Source organism: Haloquadratum walsbyi J07HQW2 (assembly GCF_000415985.1).
Taxonomy (GTDB): domain Archaea; phylum Halobacteriota; class Halobacteria; order Halobacteriales; family Haloferacaceae; genus Haloquadratum; species Haloquadratum walsbyi_B.
In genome coordinates, this window is record NZ_KE356561.1 from 516956 (window position 1) to 538375 (window position 21420).

16 protein-coding genes and 2 pseudogenes are annotated in these 21420 nt (G+C 50.9%); 10 read left to right on the plus strand and 8 right to left on the minus strand.

The window, feature by feature from the left end; genetic code table 11:
• From J07HQW2_RS02485 to J07HQW2_RS02495, 3 genes and pseudogenes are all read left to right on the plus strand, one after another.
• Positions 1-576: pseudogene (locus tag J07HQW2_RS02485) on the plus strand (hypothetical protein); the annotation flags it as partial.
• A gap of 171 nt (positions 577-747) precedes the next feature.
• Positions 748-1398 (plus strand): hypothetical protein, encoded by a 651-nt coding sequence (locus tag J07HQW2_RS02490; RefSeq protein WP_021053697.1) that lies wholly within the window; start codon positions 748-750, stop codon positions 1396-1398.
• Entirely contained in the window at positions 1388-4309 is a 2922-nt protein-coding gene (locus J07HQW2_RS02495) for a PKD domain-containing protein (RefSeq protein ID WP_021053698.1), read from the plus strand. The genes J07HQW2_RS02490 and J07HQW2_RS02495 overlap by 11 nt, the downstream gene beginning before the upstream one ends.
• Positions 4310-4608: 299 nt before the next feature.
• On the opposite strand, the gene J07HQW2_RS02500 is transcribed toward J07HQW2_RS02495, so the two are convergent.
• Positions 4609-5937: an FG-GAP repeat domain-containing protein gene (locus J07HQW2_RS02500; RefSeq protein WP_303703915.1), complete on the minus strand. Its 1329-nt coding sequence runs from the start codon at positions 5935-5937 to the stop codon at positions 4609-4611.
• Positions 5938-6455: 518 nt separating this feature from the next.
• Positions 6456-7163, minus strand: coding sequence for a DUF8071 domain-containing protein (locus J07HQW2_RS02510; RefSeq protein ID WP_021053700.1), 708 nt, complete (start codon positions 7161-7163; stop codon positions 6456-6458).
• Positions 7164-7604: 441 nt separating this feature from the next.
• Here J07HQW2_RS02510 and J07HQW2_RS17335 point away from each other — a divergent pair, with 441 nt between their 5' ends.
• The gene (locus J07HQW2_RS17335) at positions 7605-7826 is read left to right on the plus strand and encodes a hypothetical protein (protein ID WP_021053701.1); all 222 of its coding nucleotides are present in this window, start codon (positions 7605-7607) and stop codon (positions 7824-7826) included.
• 688 nt (positions 7827-8514) lie between these two features.
• Here the strand turns inward: J07HQW2_RS17335 and J07HQW2_RS02515 are convergent.
• Positions 8515-8985 carry a hypothetical protein gene (locus J07HQW2_RS02515; protein WP_021053702.1) on the minus strand — a complete coding sequence of 157 codons (471 nt, stop codon included), beginning with the start codon at positions 8983-8985 and terminating at the stop codon, positions 8515-8517.
• 367 nt (positions 8986-9352) lie between these two features.
• Between J07HQW2_RS02515 and J07HQW2_RS02520 the strand changes: the two genes are divergently transcribed.
• Positions 9353-10291, plus strand: coding sequence for a CPBP family intramembrane glutamic endopeptidase (locus J07HQW2_RS02520; protein WP_303703916.1), 939 nt, complete (start codon positions 9353-9355; stop codon positions 10289-10291).
• A gap of 287 nt (positions 10292-10578) precedes the next feature.
• Here the strand turns inward: J07HQW2_RS02520 and J07HQW2_RS17340 are convergent, their stop codons facing one another.
• From J07HQW2_RS17340 to J07HQW2_RS02530, 3 genes and pseudogenes are all read right to left on the minus strand, one after another.
• Complete coding sequence (locus J07HQW2_RS17340) at positions 10579-10743, minus strand: hypothetical protein (RefSeq protein ID WP_303703917.1); 165 nt, start codon at positions 10741-10743, stop codon at positions 10579-10581.
• Between the two features lie 1551 nt (positions 10744-12294).
• A pseudogene (locus tag J07HQW2_RS02525) lies at positions 12295-13349 on the minus strand (RNA-guided endonuclease InsQ/TnpB family protein); the annotation flags it as partial.
• Positions 13350-13821: 472 nt separating this feature from the next.
• Positions 13822-14415 carry a hypothetical protein gene (locus J07HQW2_RS02530; RefSeq protein ID WP_303703918.1) on the minus strand — a complete coding sequence of 198 codons (594 nt, stop codon included), beginning with the start codon at positions 14413-14415 and terminating at the stop codon, positions 13822-13824.
• Positions 14416-14654: 239 nt separating this feature from the next.
• On the opposite strand from J07HQW2_RS02530, the gene J07HQW2_RS02535 reads away from it, so the two are divergent.
• On the plus strand, positions 14655-14855 hold the full coding sequence (locus J07HQW2_RS02535; protein WP_021053709.1) for a hypothetical protein: 201 nt from the start codon (positions 14655-14657) through the stop codon (positions 14853-14855).
• A 536-nt stretch (positions 14856-15391) separates the two neighbouring features.
• Positions 15392-15916 carry a hypothetical protein gene (locus J07HQW2_RS02540; RefSeq protein WP_021053710.1) on the plus strand — a complete coding sequence of 175 codons (525 nt, stop codon included), beginning with the start codon at positions 15392-15394 and terminating at the stop codon, positions 15914-15916.
• A 1066-nt stretch (positions 15917-16982) separates the two neighbouring features.
• Here J07HQW2_RS02540 and J07HQW2_RS17345 read toward each other — a convergent pair.
• Entirely contained in the window at positions 16983-17123 is a 141-nt protein-coding gene (locus tag J07HQW2_RS17345) for a hypothetical protein (RefSeq protein ID WP_303703919.1), read from the minus strand.
• A 247-nt stretch (positions 17124-17370) separates the two neighbouring features.
• On the opposite strand from J07HQW2_RS17345, the gene J07HQW2_RS02545 reads away from it, so the two are divergent.
• From J07HQW2_RS02545 to J07HQW2_RS02555, 3 genes are all read left to right on the plus strand, one after another.
• Complete coding sequence (locus tag J07HQW2_RS02545) at positions 17371-17874, plus strand: DUF302 domain-containing protein (protein WP_021053711.1); 504 nt, start codon at positions 17371-17373, stop codon at positions 17872-17874.
• A gap of 33 nt (positions 17875-17907) precedes the next feature.
• The gene (locus J07HQW2_RS02550; protein ID WP_021053712.1) at positions 17908-18912 is read left to right on the plus strand and encodes an arsenic resistance protein; all 1005 of its coding nucleotides are present in this window, start codon (positions 17908-17910) and stop codon (positions 18910-18912) included.
• A 798-nt stretch (positions 18913-19710) separates the two neighbouring features.
• Positions 19711-20028: a hypothetical protein gene (locus J07HQW2_RS02555; RefSeq protein WP_021053713.1), complete on the plus strand. Its 318-nt coding sequence runs from the start codon at positions 19711-19713 to the stop codon at positions 20026-20028.
• Between the two features lie 76 nt (positions 20029-20104).
• Here J07HQW2_RS02555 and J07HQW2_RS02560 read toward each other — a convergent pair whose 3' ends face one another.
• Entirely contained in the window at positions 20105-21295 is a 1191-nt protein-coding gene (locus tag J07HQW2_RS02560) for an RNA-guided endonuclease InsQ/TnpB family protein (RefSeq protein WP_021053714.1), read from the minus strand.
• Positions 21296-21420 lie beyond the last annotated feature (125 nt).

A 21420-nucleotide genomic window follows, 5' to 3' on the forward strand; every position in this document is an offset into this window, starting at 1 on the left:
TTTGAGCTTGTCCTAGATGATGCAGTGAATCCAAAAGCATCAACGACTGCTGAAGACCTTATCGAGATCACAAATAACGGTGAAGAGCCGGTTGATGTGTGGATTGCAACACAGGGCGGTGCGCAAGCAGATAATACGTCGATTAACACATCGTTCTATATTAGCAGTGAGCATATCAACAGCAGTAATGCGGGCGAGGGCGACGTAGCACCTAGTGAGGTGACTAGCAGTCCTGATCCAAAGCCATTAAGAGATGATATTTCAACTCACACCGCATTCGTCGATGGCAATGGCGAGACGACCGCAGACTCGGATGCTGTTATCTCGGAGGTAGAGTCTGATGAAGATCAATCTCCTGATGAGGCTTCTGCAGTGACGGTGGCGCCTGGTGACTCAATCAGAGTTAGCTTTGCAGTCGAAATTGATGGAGAGGCAAACACTCTAACTAATAATAATGATACCCCAATACTGAGCAATATAGTTATTTTTGCGGTCAATGACGATGAAGACGGAAGCACAACCATAGATCAGCAACTCGCTACATCCCCCGGTAGCAGTGACGAAACCCCAGCATAATCTGAACAATCGGTTTTTAAAATCAAAATAGGTAATCGACGCTCATCCGACCGCACCTGAGAGTTTCCCACTCACCCTCAGTGGGTATCTCTTCTAGTCGTATGTCTGGTTACGTAGTATCACAATTACATCGTAACTGACTCTTCCAGAGATATCACTCTGCATCAGACCATGTCAAATACACCCCGATTAGCCAAGTTGCTCGCCCTCGCAGCCGTCATCACGGCGATCATTGACTCAAGTGGATTGGTCTCGGCGATAGACGCCACCAATCCCAGTCCCAGTGGATCAGCCTCTGCATCAGCAGCGTCAACACCTGCCTCCACCGCAGAGGACAATTCACAGAGACAGCCGCAATCACAGACAGTGATGATTGAGCCTGCTGAGGGTGCCCCAGGAGCACTCACGAGCCAGAACACACTGCGTGATGGGGCTATCACAAGTGTGGACATTGCGCCTCCGCAGGCAATTCCAACGCAACCAAATCCATCTCAGCCAGTGTTCACGATAACGAACACTGACACAGAAGCGGTGACCATCTGGGTCACTGATGAGGGCTTCAGCGCAGACACGAGTGTAAGCGCGGATGCGAATGAAACTTCATCTTCTCAGTCGGCATCCAGTGCTATTGATCTACAGTATCGTGATGCTGAGACTGGCGAGCGATTGAGCGGGGCTGATGTCACTGTGACAGTTGAGCCAGGTGAAGAGCGTGTCGTCGGGGTTGTCGCTAGCGACTCTGCATCGACATCGGCATCAGCGAGTTCGACACTCACTGCGACCGTCCACGTTCGACAGACAGGGGCTACAGATGAGAGTTAATTCAGTCAGTCCAGCACTTGCTGCCGTGTGCGTGTGTCTTGTCGTCGTTCCTGGAGCCATTGTCGGGACGCCAGGCGTCGTTGAAGACGAGCTGTTCTCCGAGCAGGCTCCAGAGATTACCGTTGAGCCGGCTCCTGGAGCCGAACAGTATGTCACAGACACGTCGCAGACAGCAAACGGGAACACGAACGTCTCGATTGACATTGCTAACCCAGGTGTCAATGCAGATGCGATTACCGAATTTCGGGAATTACTCGTTATTACTCACACTGATAATACGAACGCTGGATCTGTCAGTGTCATCGTTGAGCAACAAGACCAACAACTCACGGTTGGGCAAGATCTCACATTTCTTGAGGCCGATAGCGGCGTTGGAGCCGCTGGGAGCAACCTGACACTCTCGCCCGGAGAGTCTGAAACGCTCGGTATTGAGATCGATACAACCGATGTGGATGTTGGAGAAACGCTCACAACGACAATCACAATCAAAACACAAGTGGGACCGATTTCGCGTCCGTCTGATCCGATCCCGCCTACACTGATTAGCGCAACAGGATCACCAACAGCAGATATAACGCTCGATGTTGAATCCGAGGTTCCTGTGAATCAGCCTGTCAATCTCACAGCAGCCGGCTCGACAGCGCCGAGCCTGAGTTCGTTCGTTAAAGGACAGGTTGGGACTCCTAAAAAGAATCAAGCTGTGATTGACGGACCATTCAATATCTCGGGAGATGACCCCGCAGTCACTTCCTCTGAGGCAATCCAGTTTACACTCGAGAGACAAACGATAACGGTTGAAAACCCGTCCGAGGATGTTCGAATCATTCATAGCCCCGCCGGAGACGAATGGACACTCCTTGAGACAGATGTGACTATTCAACAAGAAGAACTGATTCTGGAAGCGACCCCACAAGCAGACCGCTTCGGAACGGTCGCTATCGTTGATGACTCAAATGTACAGTTTGGATGGACAGGTGACCTTCCTGGGAGTGCTGGCACTGATAGTGGCGAGAGTGTAAGCACGCTCACGGGTAAAAATATAGTCGGTAGTGACCGCATCCCAACCCAGACTGTGAGAGCAATCCCGACAGCGTCAGTGTTCATTTCTTCAGGGAATTCGGGGATTGTTGATCGTGTTGAGAAGACTGCCGGCATTACCGAGCAGGTTCAGGATGGAGCACCCACTCCGATATTGACTGGGTTTGCGGCTGAAAATGTGGAGTTCGCTGAGGGTGGCTCAAAGGACATTCGCGTGACAGTCACCGATGCAGACGGGAGGAGCAGGAGCGACAACACGACAATTGATATCATTGATTCCTCAACAGCAGGGGAAAATGATAACTCAGATGGCTCAAACTCGGACGAGGAGTTAATTTCGGGTGGAGAGCAAGAACAGACAGGGGGCGCAGCAACTGCTCCTGCAGAGCAACAACCAGACCAATCGGAGCAAGGGTCTAATATTGAAGTTGACGTTGAAACCCAAACTCAGGATCAAGATCAATCACAACAGGCTGTCATTGATACTGAGCCTATCCCTGAAGAGACACTCCCAGAAGGGGATACTCAGCCAACCGCCGTGATCACCACTGAGACACCTACCGTTATTACAGCTGAGACGGACGCCAGTTCAGATGCAGAGACAAGTGCAGGTGACGGACTAGCGTCTGAAACGTCTGCATTAGAGGTAAGTGACTCTAACATTATCGCGACGACAGATGAAACGGTTACGCTTGGTGCGACTCGCTCAACAGTCGGATCAACTGAAACAGTGTCTTCCTCACGGCAGGTGTCGGCACCAGTCGACATCGATCCTGAATCAATCCAAAGCGATACCGAGGCAACAGTCACACTGACAGCGGATCAAGCGACATTCGATCAGGTTAATCCAGCTGGAGCTGTCATTGCGCGACTGACCGATAATGGCTGGCAGGTGTTGGACACCACTGTTGCTGTCCAGGGAGACTCGGTCGCACTTGAGGCAGAGACGCCTGGATTCTCTCCATTTGCAATCTTCACCGATCCTGATGTTCGATACATTTGGACACTCCCAGATGGATCAACAAAAACTGGAAGGGACATTCGGACAGAATTCACCGAGCCAGGGATATATGAAGCTGAATTAACAGTCACAAACACCCTCGGGCAGTCAGACACCACAACCCGAACGATCATTGTGAATGATATTCCAACGATTGAGAACATAAGTACGACTCAGACTCAGACTGACACCGATGAGACAACGCTCACCGCGAATATCTCAGATGAGATTGGCAACTCCTCTGTGCGATGGGAATTCCCTGATGGGACAATCAAGACTGGACAAATAGTCACGTATCCGACACAGAAAACTCAGTACACGGTCCAAGTGCATGTGGAGGATGAGTACGGTGCCGATGCATCGGCTATTGAGACAGTTGTGACTCCACCGGAGAAGACACTGATTGAGCAATCAACTGTTCCACAGCAGGCGCTTGTTCCGGGGATCCTATCGCTCATCGGAATTCTTGGATCAGTGGGTGGGTATCGGGTCGTCCCGTGGGCAACAATCCTCACCCGGATTCGTCGAAATCCTCGAATCGTGGAGCTTGGAACCATATTCTATGATCATGAGGATCGATGTCTGGGCGTGGAATCAATTATCGTTGAAGATGATGATCACCCAATTATCGCCATCAGGCTTTCAATTGTCAATAGTGACGGAGATCAACTTCTGACTAAAGAGGTCACACCAACTGGAACCGGAACAAGCGAAATTGGGACGTACCGGTATGAGTTGACCCCAGCGGAATTGTATGTCCCCCCAACGCTCTCAATTGATGAGACAGAACCATACACGATTGCAGTGAAGACTGTGAATGAAACAGAAAAGACAGCCACAGAACACACGGAAGAATTTCGATTTAATCCGTGAGTCACTCAGGTGATTAAGAATAGATTGATCAGATGTCGGGTGAGGGTATATGAACTCCAAAGACAAACTTTGGCTTAGTTTTTAGTATAAACGTGTGGTTGCACCTGCACAACTAATTCTTCGTAATTGTGTGTATGTAATCTTTCTGAGAGAACTGAGGCATAGACTGCTAGTTATGACATTTCTCAATCGTTCTCGACTGTGAGCATTCATCCGGTGAGGGTGAATCCACTGATAACTCCTGGGGAGAGACGACTCAAAATAGCCGGGGACAAATCCAGTTGCTATCGCTATCGCTCTCACTTTCTGCCGAATCCTAACCCGACCTTCTCGACAGGCGTGATTGTCTTCCCATCTGCTTTGAGTGTCTTGATTGTATTGGAGCTTAATACATCGTCGACATATTGTATCTTCCCTTCGTCATTGCCTAAGAATAAGAGCTCGAGATCCCCGTCAGCGTCAATATCGACAGGGGCGACTCCAGCCTTCCGTGCGACCCCATTCTTGTTCAAAATTGTCTTTTTTCCATCAACTGTAATGAGTGCTGGATTCTGACTCCCATTAATAAATGGAATTCTCGGAATACCATCACCGTCAAAATCTGCAGGCGGACCAATTCCACTCCCGTTGTTGCTTCCGACACCTCCTGTTTGGACTTTCTCCGTACTGCCGTCCTGATTGAGGTAGCGGATTTCTTGGGATCCATCAAAGAAAATTATCTCATCAGTTCCATCGTTGTCAATATCAGCGACGCCCATCACAGCACTACAGCCGTTGCCGGGCTGAGCGATGATTTCAGCATTTCCATCTGGATCGACGCCAGCAATGTTTCCTTGATTACTCTCAGCGAGAATGAGTTTCCCTGACAGGGTTGCTGGTTGCCACTCACCAACTGCGATCCGCGTTGGCTTGTTCGGATCAATTTTTGGGTTGGTGCTATTGCTCTTCGGGATTTTTGTATCCTCGTTGTTCCCAACAGTGGTCGCGAAAATCCGATTGCTCCCTTCCTTAGTGAGGTATGGAATATCAGCCGTGCTGTCGCCGACGATATCTGCTGTGTCTCCGAGGGCAGATGCAGGTCTGGTCTGTGGCGGCTCATTGACCGTATCGGCGACTGGGTCGTACACTCTGATGTCTCCATTCGACTGATCGGTCTTGACTGCATAGACGAGTTGCCCCTTGTTCGCTCCAAGAGAGTCCGATCTGATTGTGAGTTGCCGAGCCACCTGAATATTTGTTCCATTCTCAGGAGACTCTGCAAGGAACTGAATCACATCTGAGACATCGCCAGTCTGATCGGTGGCGGTGGAGACGGATGTATCTCCACTCTGCCCGGAGTCGGAGTTTAATCTCAGTTGAGATGTGCTGAAATTGAACCGATTGTTTCGGCTTTGAATCGTCACTTCCAGCGAGCTTTGAGTTCGATTTGTGAGCGTAATCGTCTGGGGTTCTTCAACAACCGTTTGTGAGTCAATCCCCTGAATTCCGAGGAGTGTGGTTTCACCAGAACCGGCACTCATAGTAGCTGATCGGGTTGTCTCTGCAGAGCTGAATGCGCCTGTTTCACTCGCCCAGAAAACACTCCCTCCGATGATCAGGGCGATAGCTCCTCGGCGTGTGTATGACACAGTGATATAGACATACTTCACGACTTTTATTGAACTTTTTGATTATATCAAAATATAGTGATAACATGCAAAAATAATGTAAGATATAGTATATATTATAAAACTGATAACATTGATATCAGAACCGTCTGTGACCCCAGAATATGTGATACAGAGCATCGAGCTCGTCACAGGGGATACTCAGGGGGATCCCGTCTCAACAACAGGTTACTGCGAAAAAATCCTGAACACTCGTGCCCAGACTCAAACACGCACGGTGGAAGTAAATGCGTTTCAGCAGGACCGCTCTGGGATTGAAGCGAGTATTCTCCACATATTAAACACGGGTATTATATACACCCGAACGAAAATACAGGATTCGCTCACATCGTCGGGGACGACCATTATGAGCGTGTCATAGAATCCATCTCATAGCTTCTTGCAGCCTGGTTCGTAGCTGGAGATTGCAACGGCATCGTAGGCAAAGCGCAGCGAATTTGAACAGAATTGTGTAGAACTCTCAAAGGCGGACGACAGAGTCAGGCGTTTTCTGCCGCCGAGGATGGCCCAGATCGACCTCCATACACACGCACTACGTTACGTAGTGCACGACCCAGAACTAACCCACTGACGGTAGCGGGGACTCCAAACCCGAGTGCGAAAAGCACAGCAATTCCTACCGCATTTGGAAGCGACACGACCTGGCTTCCCCACGTGTAGGTGACGGTCGTTCCGTATCGGGTGACGGCTGCACCAAAGATTGGCGCCCCCACAAGGAGGCCTGTTGGGAGCAGTCCCGAGTTGATGCCCGCGCTAATCGCTCCAAGCACAAGCAACCCGCTGACGCCGAGGAAGATTGCCAGCGAGGGCTCAGTGCCAAACCACGTCCCACGAACCCACGCAGTCAACGTCTCATAGCCGACCGTCGACCCGACCCACCAAGCCGTCACGAGCGCCAATACCGGCGATAATAGCGCGATGAGCAGCGAGACGTCACGACGCTTTCCTAGAAGGACGACCCATAGCGGTCCGGTCACGAACTGTTTGACAGGCCCAGAGAGGACCATGCTTGATTTACTGTGGGTGGTGATCCCCAGTGACCATAGAGCGCGAGCGAGCCGTTTGAGAATATTCCACATCGTCAAGATCATCAAATGGATAGCACCGGCTATTCGTTTACCCTTTATTACGAGAAAACTAGTCGCCTCTGTGACCGCAGTCTGGAGGGGGGACCAATCAGAGCGCATGTTGCATAGCTTCTACTGAATCTGTTTAATTATTTGGTAAGCTAAAATGCTGACTACATTCTCTGTCCTCTCTATCTTGCACGCCAGCTAGTAGCAATATCAGTAGTCTGTCTGTTGTTTCACCAGATTAGGCAAGAGCCAGGCGTGAGGAGAAGCGCGAGCGTACACTCTAGGAGCGGAAGGCACAGACCGGAGTCACGGCGCGGGCAAAGTGGGCGACTTCGGTATGGACGACGAGGAGTGACTCGGCCACCCCCCGCTCATCACGCGTCTACCCCGGCATATACCCTTTACCCACACTTGTGTGCACAATATTACCGTTTAGGATACTTTGAACGCACTCATACCGGTAAATCCTTTCTTATGCAGGCACACGTGCCTGATCAGTATCATAACTGAGAGCCGGATGTATTTTCTGTGATAATATACCTATGCTATATCATGCCGTCATGTCCTATCTGTGGAGATGAATGTGATGCCACACGCGAAATAAGGATCCACGCTTCCCGTTCGCATGATACGACTCTCGCGGGAGAACCAACCGAGTGTGGGAACTGTGGGACAGATATACGCCGTCCACAACACCAACTTGAGAAGAATCAGAACGTCTTTTGCTCAGATGAGTGTGAAGCCGAGTGGCGCACGGAAGCCAAACGTGGGTGAGTTGTTGTGCGTGTTCACACTCACTCCTTGCCAACTGAAGAGTGTGTTTTCATATGTTGCTGGGAGCTCCCCGCTCGAAATTTATTTTAATCTGTAATTAAATAATATGATACTCCGAAGTCAGGAATCAGACATTCGGTTGCCTCTTCACATGAAAACATGCCCATTTTCACCGTCACTGACTTCGGAGTTATTCTCCGCCGACTGTCGACGTGGTTTCGTGCTTCACTGGTAACTCACGTTCATCAAGAACCGCAGCAATCTCCGGAGCGGTGAGGCTTCCGTGTTCTTCATCTGCATCAAGCAACCGTTGCAGTCACCACGCCCGTATGCCTTCACACCACACATGTTCAGATAATATCTCGCAGCTGCATCGAGTGCTTTGCTCCGGGCTTGCTCATCGGTTGCTTCACACAGACTCTCCCAGAGTTGCTCCCAGTCATCGGTTGATTTAATCCTCATTTTTGTACAACTCTCCCAGATCACCGTGGTTGCTGGCGTGGCTCACTGGGTCATATTCGTGATCAGTTATAAACCACGGGTGAGGTGCGAGGGTAATTACGCCACGTGTGACGGTATGATCTCGACTTATTGCACACTCAATCGCTGCACCGATGTGCAAGACTATGGTTTGTATTTTCGCTGTGTGTTTCCCCAGGGCTTGTGTCAAGACCACGTTTTAACCGGATTACTCAGGAGTGCTGTCATTCTCGATTGCTTCTCTGAGCGACTTTATTTCGTCATCATCAACTTGAGTCGGCTGTGGTTGCTCCTGTTTTTCGAGTATTTCTGCTATCGTCGTAGCTTCGTCCTCCTCTTTGCTCAGTTTCTCGAGTTCTTTGACTGAGGACTCGGCTTCGTCATTTTTGATCTGGGTCGGCTCCAATTGTTCCAGTCCTATTCTCTCGATTTCTTCTATTAGGGACTCAGCTTCGTCCTCCTGGTTTTGGCTTTGACTCGGCTGCGATTGGTCCGGTCCCAGTTTCTCGAGTTCTTCTATTAATGATACAGCTTCAGCCACCGTGCCATCATCTGACCTCTCAAGTTCATCTGTTGCCACTTCAATGAACTGCGCCCATGTCAATTCGCGGGCCTGTTTCACTGCACGGGCATTGTCCGCCACTTCGTCAGTCACGGTGATATTCAATGTTGTTACCATCTCATGATGGTAAGTGACTAATTTAATTAATTGTAGCGTGCATAATTCACCATGCACTCGCGTCAAGAACACCAGTCTAACGCAATGGGTTACTCTAATACTCCTGAGACTCGGTACCGCTACCCTAGACAAACCCCCCTTACTCTAGAGGCAATTGTATTGAGTCTGTCTCAACGTGTTATATCAGTAAATTGCATTTAGATTACGTGTGTACGCTGTATTGATTAATCAGACAGCCCTGATTGCTTATCTCCGACGTATTAAATACGCGCGTTGTATCGAGTGGCTCAGCATGTGTTGTTGTGAGAGAAACGCTGAGTCATTTTTTATTTCGAGTGATTCAGTTGATGACGATGTGAGAGAAACGTTGAGTTCCACGGTCAGATCGGCACTACTTGGCTCTCAAGATGGACAGTTGCGATGTTCTTGGCGTGTTTTGGTAGCTGTCGTCATCACATTCGGTGCCGTTTTTGGGTTCATACTCACAGTTCGTGCAGTAGGAATAGATCCACCCGGTTGGGCAGAAATAGCCGTTGTGCATCCGGCCGCCGTTATTGGTGTCCTCATCGCAATGGTTCTGCTGAAGCGATACGTCGATCGCTGGGATATCACGGACTACGGGTTCAATCTGTCCCGTCAGTGGGGGGCAGATACTCTCGCTGGCTTTGCGTTAGGCGTTTTCGTTGTGTCTGTGTTATTTGTCATTGAGTACCAGCAGGGAGGGGTACAAATCGTCGGCACTTGGACCGACGCGGCTGCCGTCCCAATCGTCCTTCAGGTTGGGATCCTCCTCCTCGGATGGATAGCACTCGGTGTCTGGGAGGAGACGCTATTTAGGGGTATTTTTATTACAAATGCCATTGAAGGGCTTATGTCTAGAGGGTTCTCCGACCGAGCGGTCATTCTCGGGGCTCTAGTTAGTAGTTCGATTGTCTTCGGGTTCAGTCACGGGATTTCCGGAGCAATTTCGACAGGAGACTCGCTACTCTATGCGCTGGTGATGACCTCTATCAGTGGTGTACTGTACGGGTGGGCTTATTTGCTCTCCGGGGAACTTGCGTTTTCTATCGGTCTCCACACGGGCGTTAATCTCACAACCACGATGCTCATCAGTAGTTCTGGCGCGACCTACCCAAAAGTTGTGGAGTACAGCGTTTCCGGGAGATCGATTGGACTCAACACATCCGATCCCGCCATCTTGCTCTTTGTTTTCGCAATCGAATTCCTCATAATCAGCGGGTATTTTTATTTTCAATACGGTGCCGTCGTTCCCGATCCGAACCACAGCGGATCGCGTAGTGTCTGACCTACTGAACTCACTGACGATTGGAGTAAATCAATGACGGCTGGAGCAACTTGACGAGGAGACAAGACTACATCCACATCCCTGGGAGAGCCACAGCCGGCGCTCTTTAGCAGATCCATCGCCGACGAAAGCAGTCAGTATCTGTCAGTATTGAGCGGTTCTGACTGATATACAGACGAAGATCACAGCTATCCTGATCATGCTCGGTCTCGTATCAGTGGCGGGTACACCAGTTGTGATTGACGGTCAATGGATTCAGTTTGCTGTACCCATCGGCATTGGCGTTATTAGTCTAAATCTAAACTGCGGTCAAACAGCAGTACGGGAACAGTCAGTATCAATGCAAGCAACAAACCAGCTCCAATGATACCGAGAAACGCATCTGATAGTCCCTCTATTGTCACGTAGTCATACGACAAAGCAATCGCTGTGAGTGCCGAGGTTTCGATCAACAGTAGTTGTCGAAGTCTGAAGCCCAGTGCATGGAGAGGACGTTCATATTACGCGGTAGGACATCTGTGTAGACAAATACGTATGTGTGACAATTGCTTAGCACACCAACTGTACTGACCGAACCAACCTGCTCAATCTGTGGCTCACTGTGTGCGAGATATGCGCCCTGTATCTTGCATACCAGTGCGAATACCAATCCAATTTGATGGGTATCTCACCACTCAATCGACACGTTTGCCGTCGATTGAGACTGATTCCATGACGTCCTATATTAATATAATATCTGTATAACTCCTCTGGGGAGTCGGGGTTTGTTGTCTGGACCAGTTGCCCCGGTTCCAGGGGCACCCTACGTTACCGAGGATTGAGAAGTCAATATCAATATCAGTGTGATACAGTCTTCTTGAGAATCCCGTGCTCGCGCCTGGAAAGTCACCGGTAACCGGTCATCTCGACAGAGAGTAAACATACTGGCATGTGAGATTCATTCTACAGCAGTTAGATCGGACTGTCTCTGTACACATTACTCAGCGTAGTTTGTGAATGCATTCAGATGCAGAGTGATTATCTCAATGGGAATAAAGAGGGTGTGACTTTTTTCAGCCACTCGCTATGTGTGTCTCCCTGAGTGGGGAAATGGGAGCTTCCGAGTGTCGTCTGTCAGTGATCTACACCATAACGACTCAGTGCAGAACACTGCCAGATATACCAAACCGATGAATATTACCATCATTGTCTATCTTCAGAGATTGCAATCCTGGCAGATAACGTCACCCTGCGAGTTAAGACAGTCAAGACGACAAAAACACTGACAGCCAGCACATCCCACGCCGTTGTGCGGTTTGTGTGTTTTTGCTTGTTGTTCCATACACATAGTAACATAATGTGCATACTGGAGGGGTAAAATATCGGATCCTAAACACACTGACGCGGATCTGTAGCTATCACTATTGAGAATAGAAGCTGTCCAGGAGGGCAAATATAACCTCCCAGACTGATCCTATGTTTTCTGACCGCAGTTATGAATGATACAAATTGTCTAGAATCACATGACGACCCGCTCACAGTTGATATGACCATATCGACTTGAGTTGGTCGCTGTCAACAATACAGGTATTACATATTAGTTGTGAGCCTACAGCGTCACCTCCACCCCACCCCACTATCCGCATATTATCTCCAATTAAGACTGAATATCACTCCCACAACAACTCCCGCTAGTGTACTAGTTCGACCGAAAAGCATGAACGCGACTCCGCCGAATAATGCCGCCATCAACACTGTCAGTATGATCACTCGCCTCATGATCAACTCTATTTTATTCATCTGACTAATATATTAAATAACGCCTATATAGCTAATGCGAGTTCCTGCTGTACTCACCCCGATTTTGTGAGATCAGACATGTGATTGGATACCTCGCCAGCCAAACCGCCCAAAATAACAAACCCTCCGCCAGATGCCAAGCGCCGTGAGGGTGAAACGGTAGATAGCCATGAGGACATCAATTTCGACTACTGCGAGGTATGAGAAATCAGTTTGACTTCAACACGCTTGCGACCACAGCATGAACACGATCTTGAAGTATCCCGCTCTAACACGTCCTCAACTGTGATATTCTCCATCTCCGCTTTGTATTCAATCATCAAGATGAAGCGGTCGGACGCCCACAAGTGCATGTCGAGATTCCCGTGTTTATCCAGTTCTTCCTCCCGCCGGTCTCTTCATCCTCACGGATGCCGGAGAGATTACCCACCACGATCGTTCCTAGTTGCTCTTCAACACACCGCTGAACGATGTGCTTCGAGAGGGTGTGGAAGTAGTGGGTGCGGCGAGTGGACTTCTTTTCACTCAGCCGGGTAGCCTGTATAGAGTCCGAGTCGTCACACCGAGCGATTCGCTCGCTGAAGTAGTAGTCATCCTGTTTCAAGCAGTTGAGTGGGTACAACTCACTGTGACCATCTTCGTAGGCGAGTGCGGCGAAGGTGTTGATACCAAGGTCAATCCCCACCGTCTTCTCACCCGGGGGCTTCATCGAGGTCGATTTTGACCTTGCAGACGAACTATAATTCCCACTTGTCGCATGTTCAGACAATCTTGACTTGTTGGACGTTCTCCACCGTGGTAAGATCAACGTCGGGACGGGGTGGTACTCACACAGAACGAAGTCTGACCAATACGCTTTAGATTTGATCCTTGTGAGAGTCGAACGCGGTCGTACTGCGTACCGATTTTGAAGCCTTTCTCTTCGAACGTGACCGTGCTTCGTGGGTGCTCGTCGCTGTGTTTGCGGTAGCCGGGCGGGTTCGTTTTCAAATCTCCGTTTCGTCGGTTGCCGTACCAACTGTTGAACGCTTCAGCGAGTTCTTGAGGGACTCGCTGACTTGACTGTGAATGCAGGTCATCATAGTGTTCGTGGGTTTGAGGCACGGTGAGTTCGTTGTAAGTGGGGGTTGGTCGATTTGATCCCAGAGCCGGCTTCAGGTCCACCGTCCGACGTTTCAGAGCTTCGAGGCAGCGAACCTAAGCGAATCGAGGTCGTCTTGCACTCGAGACTGGTTCCGTATGAAGCAGTATAGGTGCGTGTGACGACTTGTTTCGCCATATGTAACTTATATTGATCAACTTAGCTAGAGCTGTGGGTTAAAGTAGCGTGGAATATCCAACCGTGCCATCGAACAGTAGAGCGTGAAGGGTAATGTCGGATTCATACCCGCGCTAAAGCGCGAGGCTTTCTCCTCGGATCTCCATAGACAGCAACCACCCAGACTCGCACGATGTCTGTTTTTTATTTAGCATCACGTATCATTGGTTGATCCCCGTGCTCGGTATCCGGGAACTACTACACCTGTTTTCTCTCTCGCGTCAAGAGCACAACACTCTACCAAAGCAGCGACTACTATGATGTATCCGACATATCACTGCACTTCTTCGACTCTCTTATCAAGAAATGGCTCTCTATGGAAACAACAGGCTTACTATTCCATATCCTCTGGATCTTGGCTATATCGAAGGCGGTGTTTCCTCCTGTGTTGGGGGATTTGCCAGAAGACCGAACTCTGAGAGCAGAGTGTCTTCTATCGCCATTTGGTATGGATTGTCACCGCTAACTGTCCCATCTGATCTAAGGTAACAGGATCTTCCGGCAGATACTCTCCATCTGAGGGTCTCACCGCCCAGAGGAGATGGCAAAACACGTTCGCATCTCGAATTTTTAGAAGATACCCTGGTCCTACACCATTCTCACCATCCCATGAATACAGCTCACTTGCAACTCCAACGTTGAGTTCTCGAGATTCAGCTTCCCCTACCGATGATCCTGTGAGATATTCGGGAGTGATCGGGTCATATCCGTCTGTCGCAGCAGATACATCAGGTTTTTTCCGAATATTGAACATCACAGCAACGTAACTCTCTGGAGTCGGTTTTGAAAATCCCTGCATTGCGAATGTCGCATCAGCACCCGACCGATTCTGTTCCCAGTCACTGCCAGGGAGATCTTCGGTTGTGAGCGTAAACTTGTCGACCGGCGATTGAATCAATTGGGAGTCGTTGCCTGTTGTTGAGAACTCTCTTTGTTGCTCTGCGGATTGTGTCTCGCCCCCAGAGCACCCAGCAATTGCGACCGTCCCCGCAGTGATGAAACTAAATACCAGTTTCCTTCGCTTCATGAGTTCGACTCCGACTCCCACTCTGGGACATAAATCGACGAGTGGTGTTTTCTCACAGAGAAACATCGACAGTTGATCTTGACATTGATGATTCATCAACAGAGCGCATCAGGGAGTCTCTCTGTCACGAGTTCTTCATCTGTCCTCGAGTTGGCATATCAAGACGCTGTGTTCATATAGGCTGATTTTTCTTTCAGACATGACCCTTGGAGCGTTCTCTCAACAACGCCTCGGACTAAATGATAGTATTGACCTCCGGAAATCTTCCAGAGCTTGTCTCTCATATCAAGAGCACGTCTCTCTGCCGAAACATTGAGTACTATGACGCACTCGCTGAGAGTGACATTGATTCTACGTTTTATGCGAACGTTGATCCAGAGCCGGTCTTTGTGACGGCGGGCGGTGGCGTTATTGACGGCTCACACCGGCACCGTATTTGATGATGATGAAACAGAGGAGCGACCCTCGCCCGGAGATCTATGGAGAGTCGAGCAGAAAACCCGCTGTTGAGGGCGGAGATGAATCCGACAGATGTCCATTAATGTGAAAATATCGTATCCTATCCGAGACGGTGTACCCGCCTATCCCGTGTAATCGGTCAATATCGGGGCCCCTGATTGCACGCAGAGATACCCGTTCTGTGCTGACACTCAGGCTTGCAGTCAATAAAAATAACTCCGATCCTCATGCCGAGGAGAGGAGAGAAGAGGAGCAACGGCTGGGTGGCACAGCCAGTCGTGGTCCACGTCAGACGGCGGCAAAACCCCACTAACCTAGCTTAACCCAACCCAACTCAGCGCAACGGCATGGTGTCGTAGGAATCCTCGCCGACGGGCGGAGAGGATCTCAAGAGGAAGGGGATATGCTTGTGTCGGAAATAGCCTGTTTAATCCTCCCCGGTTTTCGAGACCGTCGCGTATGATATAGGTTCACAAATGGCGTAGATATATGTAGCTGCATTCTCTTAGGATCATATATGAAGGACTTGCTCAACTTTTTGAAACAACTACAGTCGATGGCGGATGATCTTGATGAGGATGACTTCACTTTCGATATTGAGACTAACGCCAGCAGTCTCTCTGACAGTGACCCGCTCGGATCCAAACCACGAAGCACACGCCACCCAACAGGACGCAGAGGAAGCCGACAATCTGGCACCAGTAACAACTCTGGAGGGGACAACTTCGAAACCAAGCGAAATATAAAGCGGCTTAACCGGCTAATCAAGAAAGCCGAAAGGAAGGATGCTGATCTCAGCGACATGTTCGAAGGTGACAACCCGACATTAACCGAGGTAAGAACTGACGATAACGCTGAAACGGCGACAATACTTATCGACTCACCTGACGCAGAAGCCGAGAGAGGTGACGCAGTTGGGGCTGTTGAGGTAACTTACGACGATGGTGAAAATACGCTGACACATGTGTTTGAGTTCCCAGTTGAAAATATCGCTGTAGACCACAATCACTCAATGTCAACAGTCCAGATTAACAAAGAATAATACTCGGATTATATAAAGATCGGTCGCTCACAGGCTCCCGTATATTGGTGACGCGTATACTGGGATCTCGGTTATTGACTGTGAGTATCACTCATAATTAATCGATTAGAAAAAACAACAGAAATTATACAGAATCAAGAAGAATACCTGCGCCTTTACCCGCAGGACAGATAGATAGGATGAATCCGACACCCGAGTAACAGTCCACGGTGTGATAGCCAGCCCGAGATGTCACCATCCATCGTTTCAAGCGGCAGGCAATCATTCTGAAAGAGACGAATCAAGCCAGAATAGAGTGATTCTGCTGAATCCTCCGATGGCGGCCTGCCCTGCCCCGCCCCGCCCCAAGCCACCAAGCAAGCAATAATCGAATCGGACCCAGTCGATAACCAGCGTATTCTCACAGAATACGACTCGACTGGACTTGACTGGACTGACTGGAGTTGACTGCTGGAAGCACAACTCACAGGAACTCCGAGTCCGTGTCCGTTGAGGTCTGCTGGACGCCCCGAGGCAAACCCAACTCTGGGAGTCCGCATATGACGGAGGATAGGAGTGGAGTCCCGGGGGCGGGGCTGGGGCTTGGCACTCCCATCGCCAGCAGTCCCACTACACTCTATCCGCCACAGTCCACGGGCATCCCTTCAGATTCTTCCTGTCTGGATGCTCGGTGGGACTGCGAACCTGAAATCTCCAACACTCACACTCACGCTCAGGATTCCTCCGCCTAAAAGCGGAGGAGGATGTCAATGATATCGCCTTCACCATCTTAAACAATGATCTACTGTATGAGTCTTTTAGCAGGTACTATATACAATCTGACAGGTGTACCAAATTACTTAATGCATGAAACCGCTAGTTCAGCTTGATTGCTAGGGGCATACCTCCGAATTAGCCAAGTTTGTTCTTTGGATGAGTCAGCCTCGGTTAATTCTGAGACCCGGAATCATCATTTGATTTCGTACCCCTAGCAGTCATTCTTTTTATCATCATCACATATAAAATCTCGTGATATTTGTTTTTTCAGAGTAGCAACACTATTTTTTCAATCTCTTGCACCACGTAATTAACATGATTGTTGATCGTGCTTACTTACCGATGAGCGTGTCTTATATTCAACGGGTAACTCCCGCTCATCGAGAATCGTAGCAATCTCGGGCGCGGTAAGTGATCCGTGCTCGTCGGCTGCATCAAGCAACCGTTGCACGTCACCACGTCGGAGTCGAACACCACCGATAGTGCGTAATCGCCCGGTTCGGACCCGTCGTACGCAAGTAGTATTTCAAATATTGCACAACACCATATTCCAGTTTAGTGTACGATAGTCATGTGCAGGATGTAAATTCTCCATTTATAACATTTATATAATCTCTTTTAGCCTGATCGTCACCTTGAGGACGGCAACGGCTGTTGTTGGCAAAATAGTCTTGTGCGTAGAGCCCAATATATAATATATGCTAGCAGATAGCGATTCGACGTTCGAGGAATCGTTCGCAGACATCGGTGCCCGCGAGACCTATCTCGAGACCGACCACGAGGACGCCGTCGAGCGGGTGCAAACGGCGTTTACCGACGCCGGCTTCGGCACCCCAACAGAGTTCTCCCCCTCAGAGAACATCCGCGAACACACCGGCGAGGAACTCCCAGCGACTCGCGTTATCGGCATCGGAAACCCGCACGCCGGCAAGATTATAGCCGAGCAGACCCACGGCGACGCCGCCACGCTGTTCCCGTGTAACGTCATCGTTCAACAGGTCGGCGAGGAGACCCAGCGCGTCTACTACGTCAGCCTGCCGAAGGTGCTCGAACAGGTCGGCCTCGCGCCCGACGATCCCGAGTCGTCCGTCGCCTGGCAAAAGGCACTCGACATTGCCGGGAGTGGCGTTGCTGAGGCCTTCGAGGCGCTAAACGCAAGTGAGGTGGCCGCGACCGGTGCGCCCGCCCCCACCGACGACTAATCACCACTCTTATACACACACTTTATTCCATTCATGATCCAGAACGCTCTGACCGCTGTCAAGGAAAATCTCATCTACGTGGTCCTCGGGTCGCTCGTCGCCGGTCTCGCATTCGGGCAGGCCGCAGACGCCGGAACGAAGAGCCTCGTGAAGGCGGCCGTGCTTCCGGTGCTGTTCTTGATGATCTACCCGATGATGATCAACATCGATCTGCAGGAGGTGTTGAACCTACGCGACCACGCGAAGCCGGTCGGGTTGAGCCTCATCGTGAACTTCGTCATCGCACCGCTTCTCGCGGTCGGCCTTGCGCGCACCTTCTTTGCGGGGAATCCAGCCTATGCGGTCGGGCTGTACTTCATCGCGCTCATTCCAACGTCCGGGATGACCGCCGCGTGGACTGGACTTGCCGACGGCGATCTTGAAGTCGCACTGGTTGCGATGGCTGTGAACCTGCTCGCGGCTGTCGCCATCCTGCCAGCGTACCTCTCGGTGCTCGTGCCCGCCTCGGTCGCGTTCGACCCGACTGCGCTGTACCAGCAGCTCGCACAGGTCGTCGCGATTCCGATGATCGCCGGCAACCTCACGCGACGCCTGTTGCTCCGGCAGTACGGGTCGGACGGGTTCAAGCGACTGAAGCCGACGTTCGGCGGCCTGAGCTCGGTTGGCGTGATGTTCATCGTCTTCATCGCCATGACGATGCGCTCACAGAGCATCCTCGCCGACCCGGTCGCCTCCGCCAGCACCATCGTCCCGCTAGTGGTCTTCTACACCGTCATCATCGCAGTCGGCGCAGGGCTCGGGCGGGCACTGCTCGACACTGAACGGAGCGTCGCGCTGGTGTACGCGACGAGCATGCGCAACCTCTCTATCGCTGTCGCGGTCGTCGTCGCCGCCGGGTCGGTGCCCGCGGAGGCGGTCCTGCCTATCGCGTTGGCGTACATCCTCCAGCCACCGCTCGGCGCGGTCTACATGCATTACCGCCGCGACGTAGTCGGCGAGGGGCTGAGTCTGCGCGAAGCAGTAGCCGAGGTGGTCTGAGACCACCCTGGTCAAGACCCTCGGTCGCTGATCACGACAGCCAGGAGCCACAAAAGTCGGTCCAACTGCACAGAGACAGCCCCTGCTCATGTGGCACCGATAGGAGAAGCAGAAGTGCCGTCAGGTCTGAAACCCGACAAAGACTGAACAGGGAAGATCGTCATTATCATTTTTTCCTGAACGCGCGCTGAATCGCCGGAGAGTCCTTATCGAACACAGTGAGGTCGGAAAAGAAAGCTCCGAGCAGAGGTATACGTGCCGAAAATCGTAATCTGGCTGCGTTGTTCTCTGTCGAAGTCGGTCAGACTGAGCTGGCGAACATCAAGCAGATGCTCCACCGTTCGCCTGCGTCCCCAGTCGTTGAGTCGCTGGACGTCTTTCGGACTGTGCGGTTCCAGGGTCATTCGTCACCACTTTTTGCCACATCGCGCGCCTGTGCGATGAGATCGTAGCCAAGCGATTCAGCCTGTTCTGGTGACAGCGACGAGTCCAACCCTTGGAGCGCCCCCCGTCCAGAGGTCGGACCTCACGGACATACCGGGGCGTATGTTGTGATCTGCGAAGAGTGCAAAGTCGAAGCCTTGCAAGGTCGCACACAACACGCAAGCCACTACGGCGGCTGTTCACACGAATAACCGACGTCTAGTCGTTTCGATTCCGGCTCGGGTGGGGGGGTCAGGAAAATGTTCCAGACCCCCGCCCGTGCCTCTGGATTGAGGAGCAGTATTCCGGTATGGTCGATCCACGTTCAAACGGGTGCCCACTGGAGCGCTGTTCCTCACAGAGAGACGAAGAATCATGACTGATACAAATGCGAGCACCGAGACCGAGCCTGGATCACCACGAATCGATGACGAACGGGAGGTTCTCATATTCGGCGAGACTATCGATGTTGCCCCTCATGGGCTGGCGAAGTTTTCCGCAGCGGACTACGCCCGAGGCGATCCAATCACGCCACAGACTGCTGAGACGGCACTAAACCGGGGATACGTTGCCCCTGAGGACAGCCAATACAGGGGACCGACCGCAGAGGAGTTACTAGAGATCCTCAAAGCATACGACGAGTCAACTACCCCACCCTACTTCGCTCATCGGGTAAACCGATTCGCTCGTTGAGGGTGGGGCTTGTCAGTGGCCTCTTCCTCTAACCCAAACCGACCTCGCGGCTGGTTTTGGTATGAGAGTGTATCTCTCAACTCGGAGTCCTAGGCCCTGACTTTAGAGCGTATTGACTGACGCTCCTCCTACGAGACGGCTGATGGCCTCGTAGGAGATACAATTCTGCAATATTCTTAGCAGCATTATAGTCAGCGTGGTTCTGATTTCCACATCGCTGACATTCGAACTCGTCTCGATGTCGGTTATCATCTCGAACACTTCCACACTCGTTGCATCGCTTGGAAGTGTTCTTTGGGTTCACCGTATCCACGAACACGCTTTCCTCTTCAGCTTTGTACTCCACAAACTTCTTGAGCTTGCGGAAAGCCCATATCGAATGCCAGTCAGCATATGGAAGGTCATCTCGAATACCATCGAGTTTCTCGAAGATAATGCCATCACAATCGTGTTCAACAGCTTCTCCGATAATCCCGTTTGCCACAGAGTGCAGTACGTGCTTCACATATTCGTCTTCTCGACCGCTCACCTGCTGTAGAGTTCGGTGAGCGGATTGCTTACCACACTTTTGAAGCTTGCCACGAGTCTCCTCAAACTCTCTGCGAACGTGATTGAGTTTGCCTGCGCTGAAGAAGCGAGCCGTGCTGGTGACGGCGATTTGGTTGACTCCGAGGTCAACACCCAGAACCGTTCCGTTCTGCGTCGTTGCCTCTGGTTCAGGCTTCTTCTTTCGATAACCAAGATGAATGTACCACTCGCCGTCTCTGTGGTGTAGCGTGGTTTCAGTGTACTCCCACTCATCGTCGTTCAAGTACTGGTATTGGTATCCATCCTCGTTGTTTGGAAGTGCGAGGTCTGCCCTGACACGAGAATGGCCACCAAGTACGGTGAGAGACACCTGCTCTTTCTCAGGAAACACGGTGAGCGTTCGTCTATCATACGTGATAGACTTCGAGGTGAAGTGTGGTTGTGTTGCTTTCTTGCCCTTTTTTCGTCGTTCGATGCAGCTTTGGATGCTACTGGCGACCTCGTGACAGGCAAGAATGGAGTGCTGACTCCCCAAATTAGTCTCTTCCTCTACTGTGCCTTTCGCTACTTTTCTGACACCAGACTGAGAGTGTTCGTTCTCCCACGCAAGGTTGGATGCAATGTTGCACCCGTCGAGCCACTCTTCGACAGTCGCTTGGAGTAGCTCATGGTCTTTTTGAGAGAGTCCGTCGAGTCGTGTAATAGCAGTTCGACGGTGGTACTCATCATCTAATGCCATCGTAATTTCATAGAAGTACCACTAATTGTTGAAACCTTGGTTGTTTCCGTACTGGTAGACGGTTTCCTCCCCTCCCTACTCTCTCGGCTTCGCCTCGTTCCTTGAGGAAGGGGACTCCACCTCGA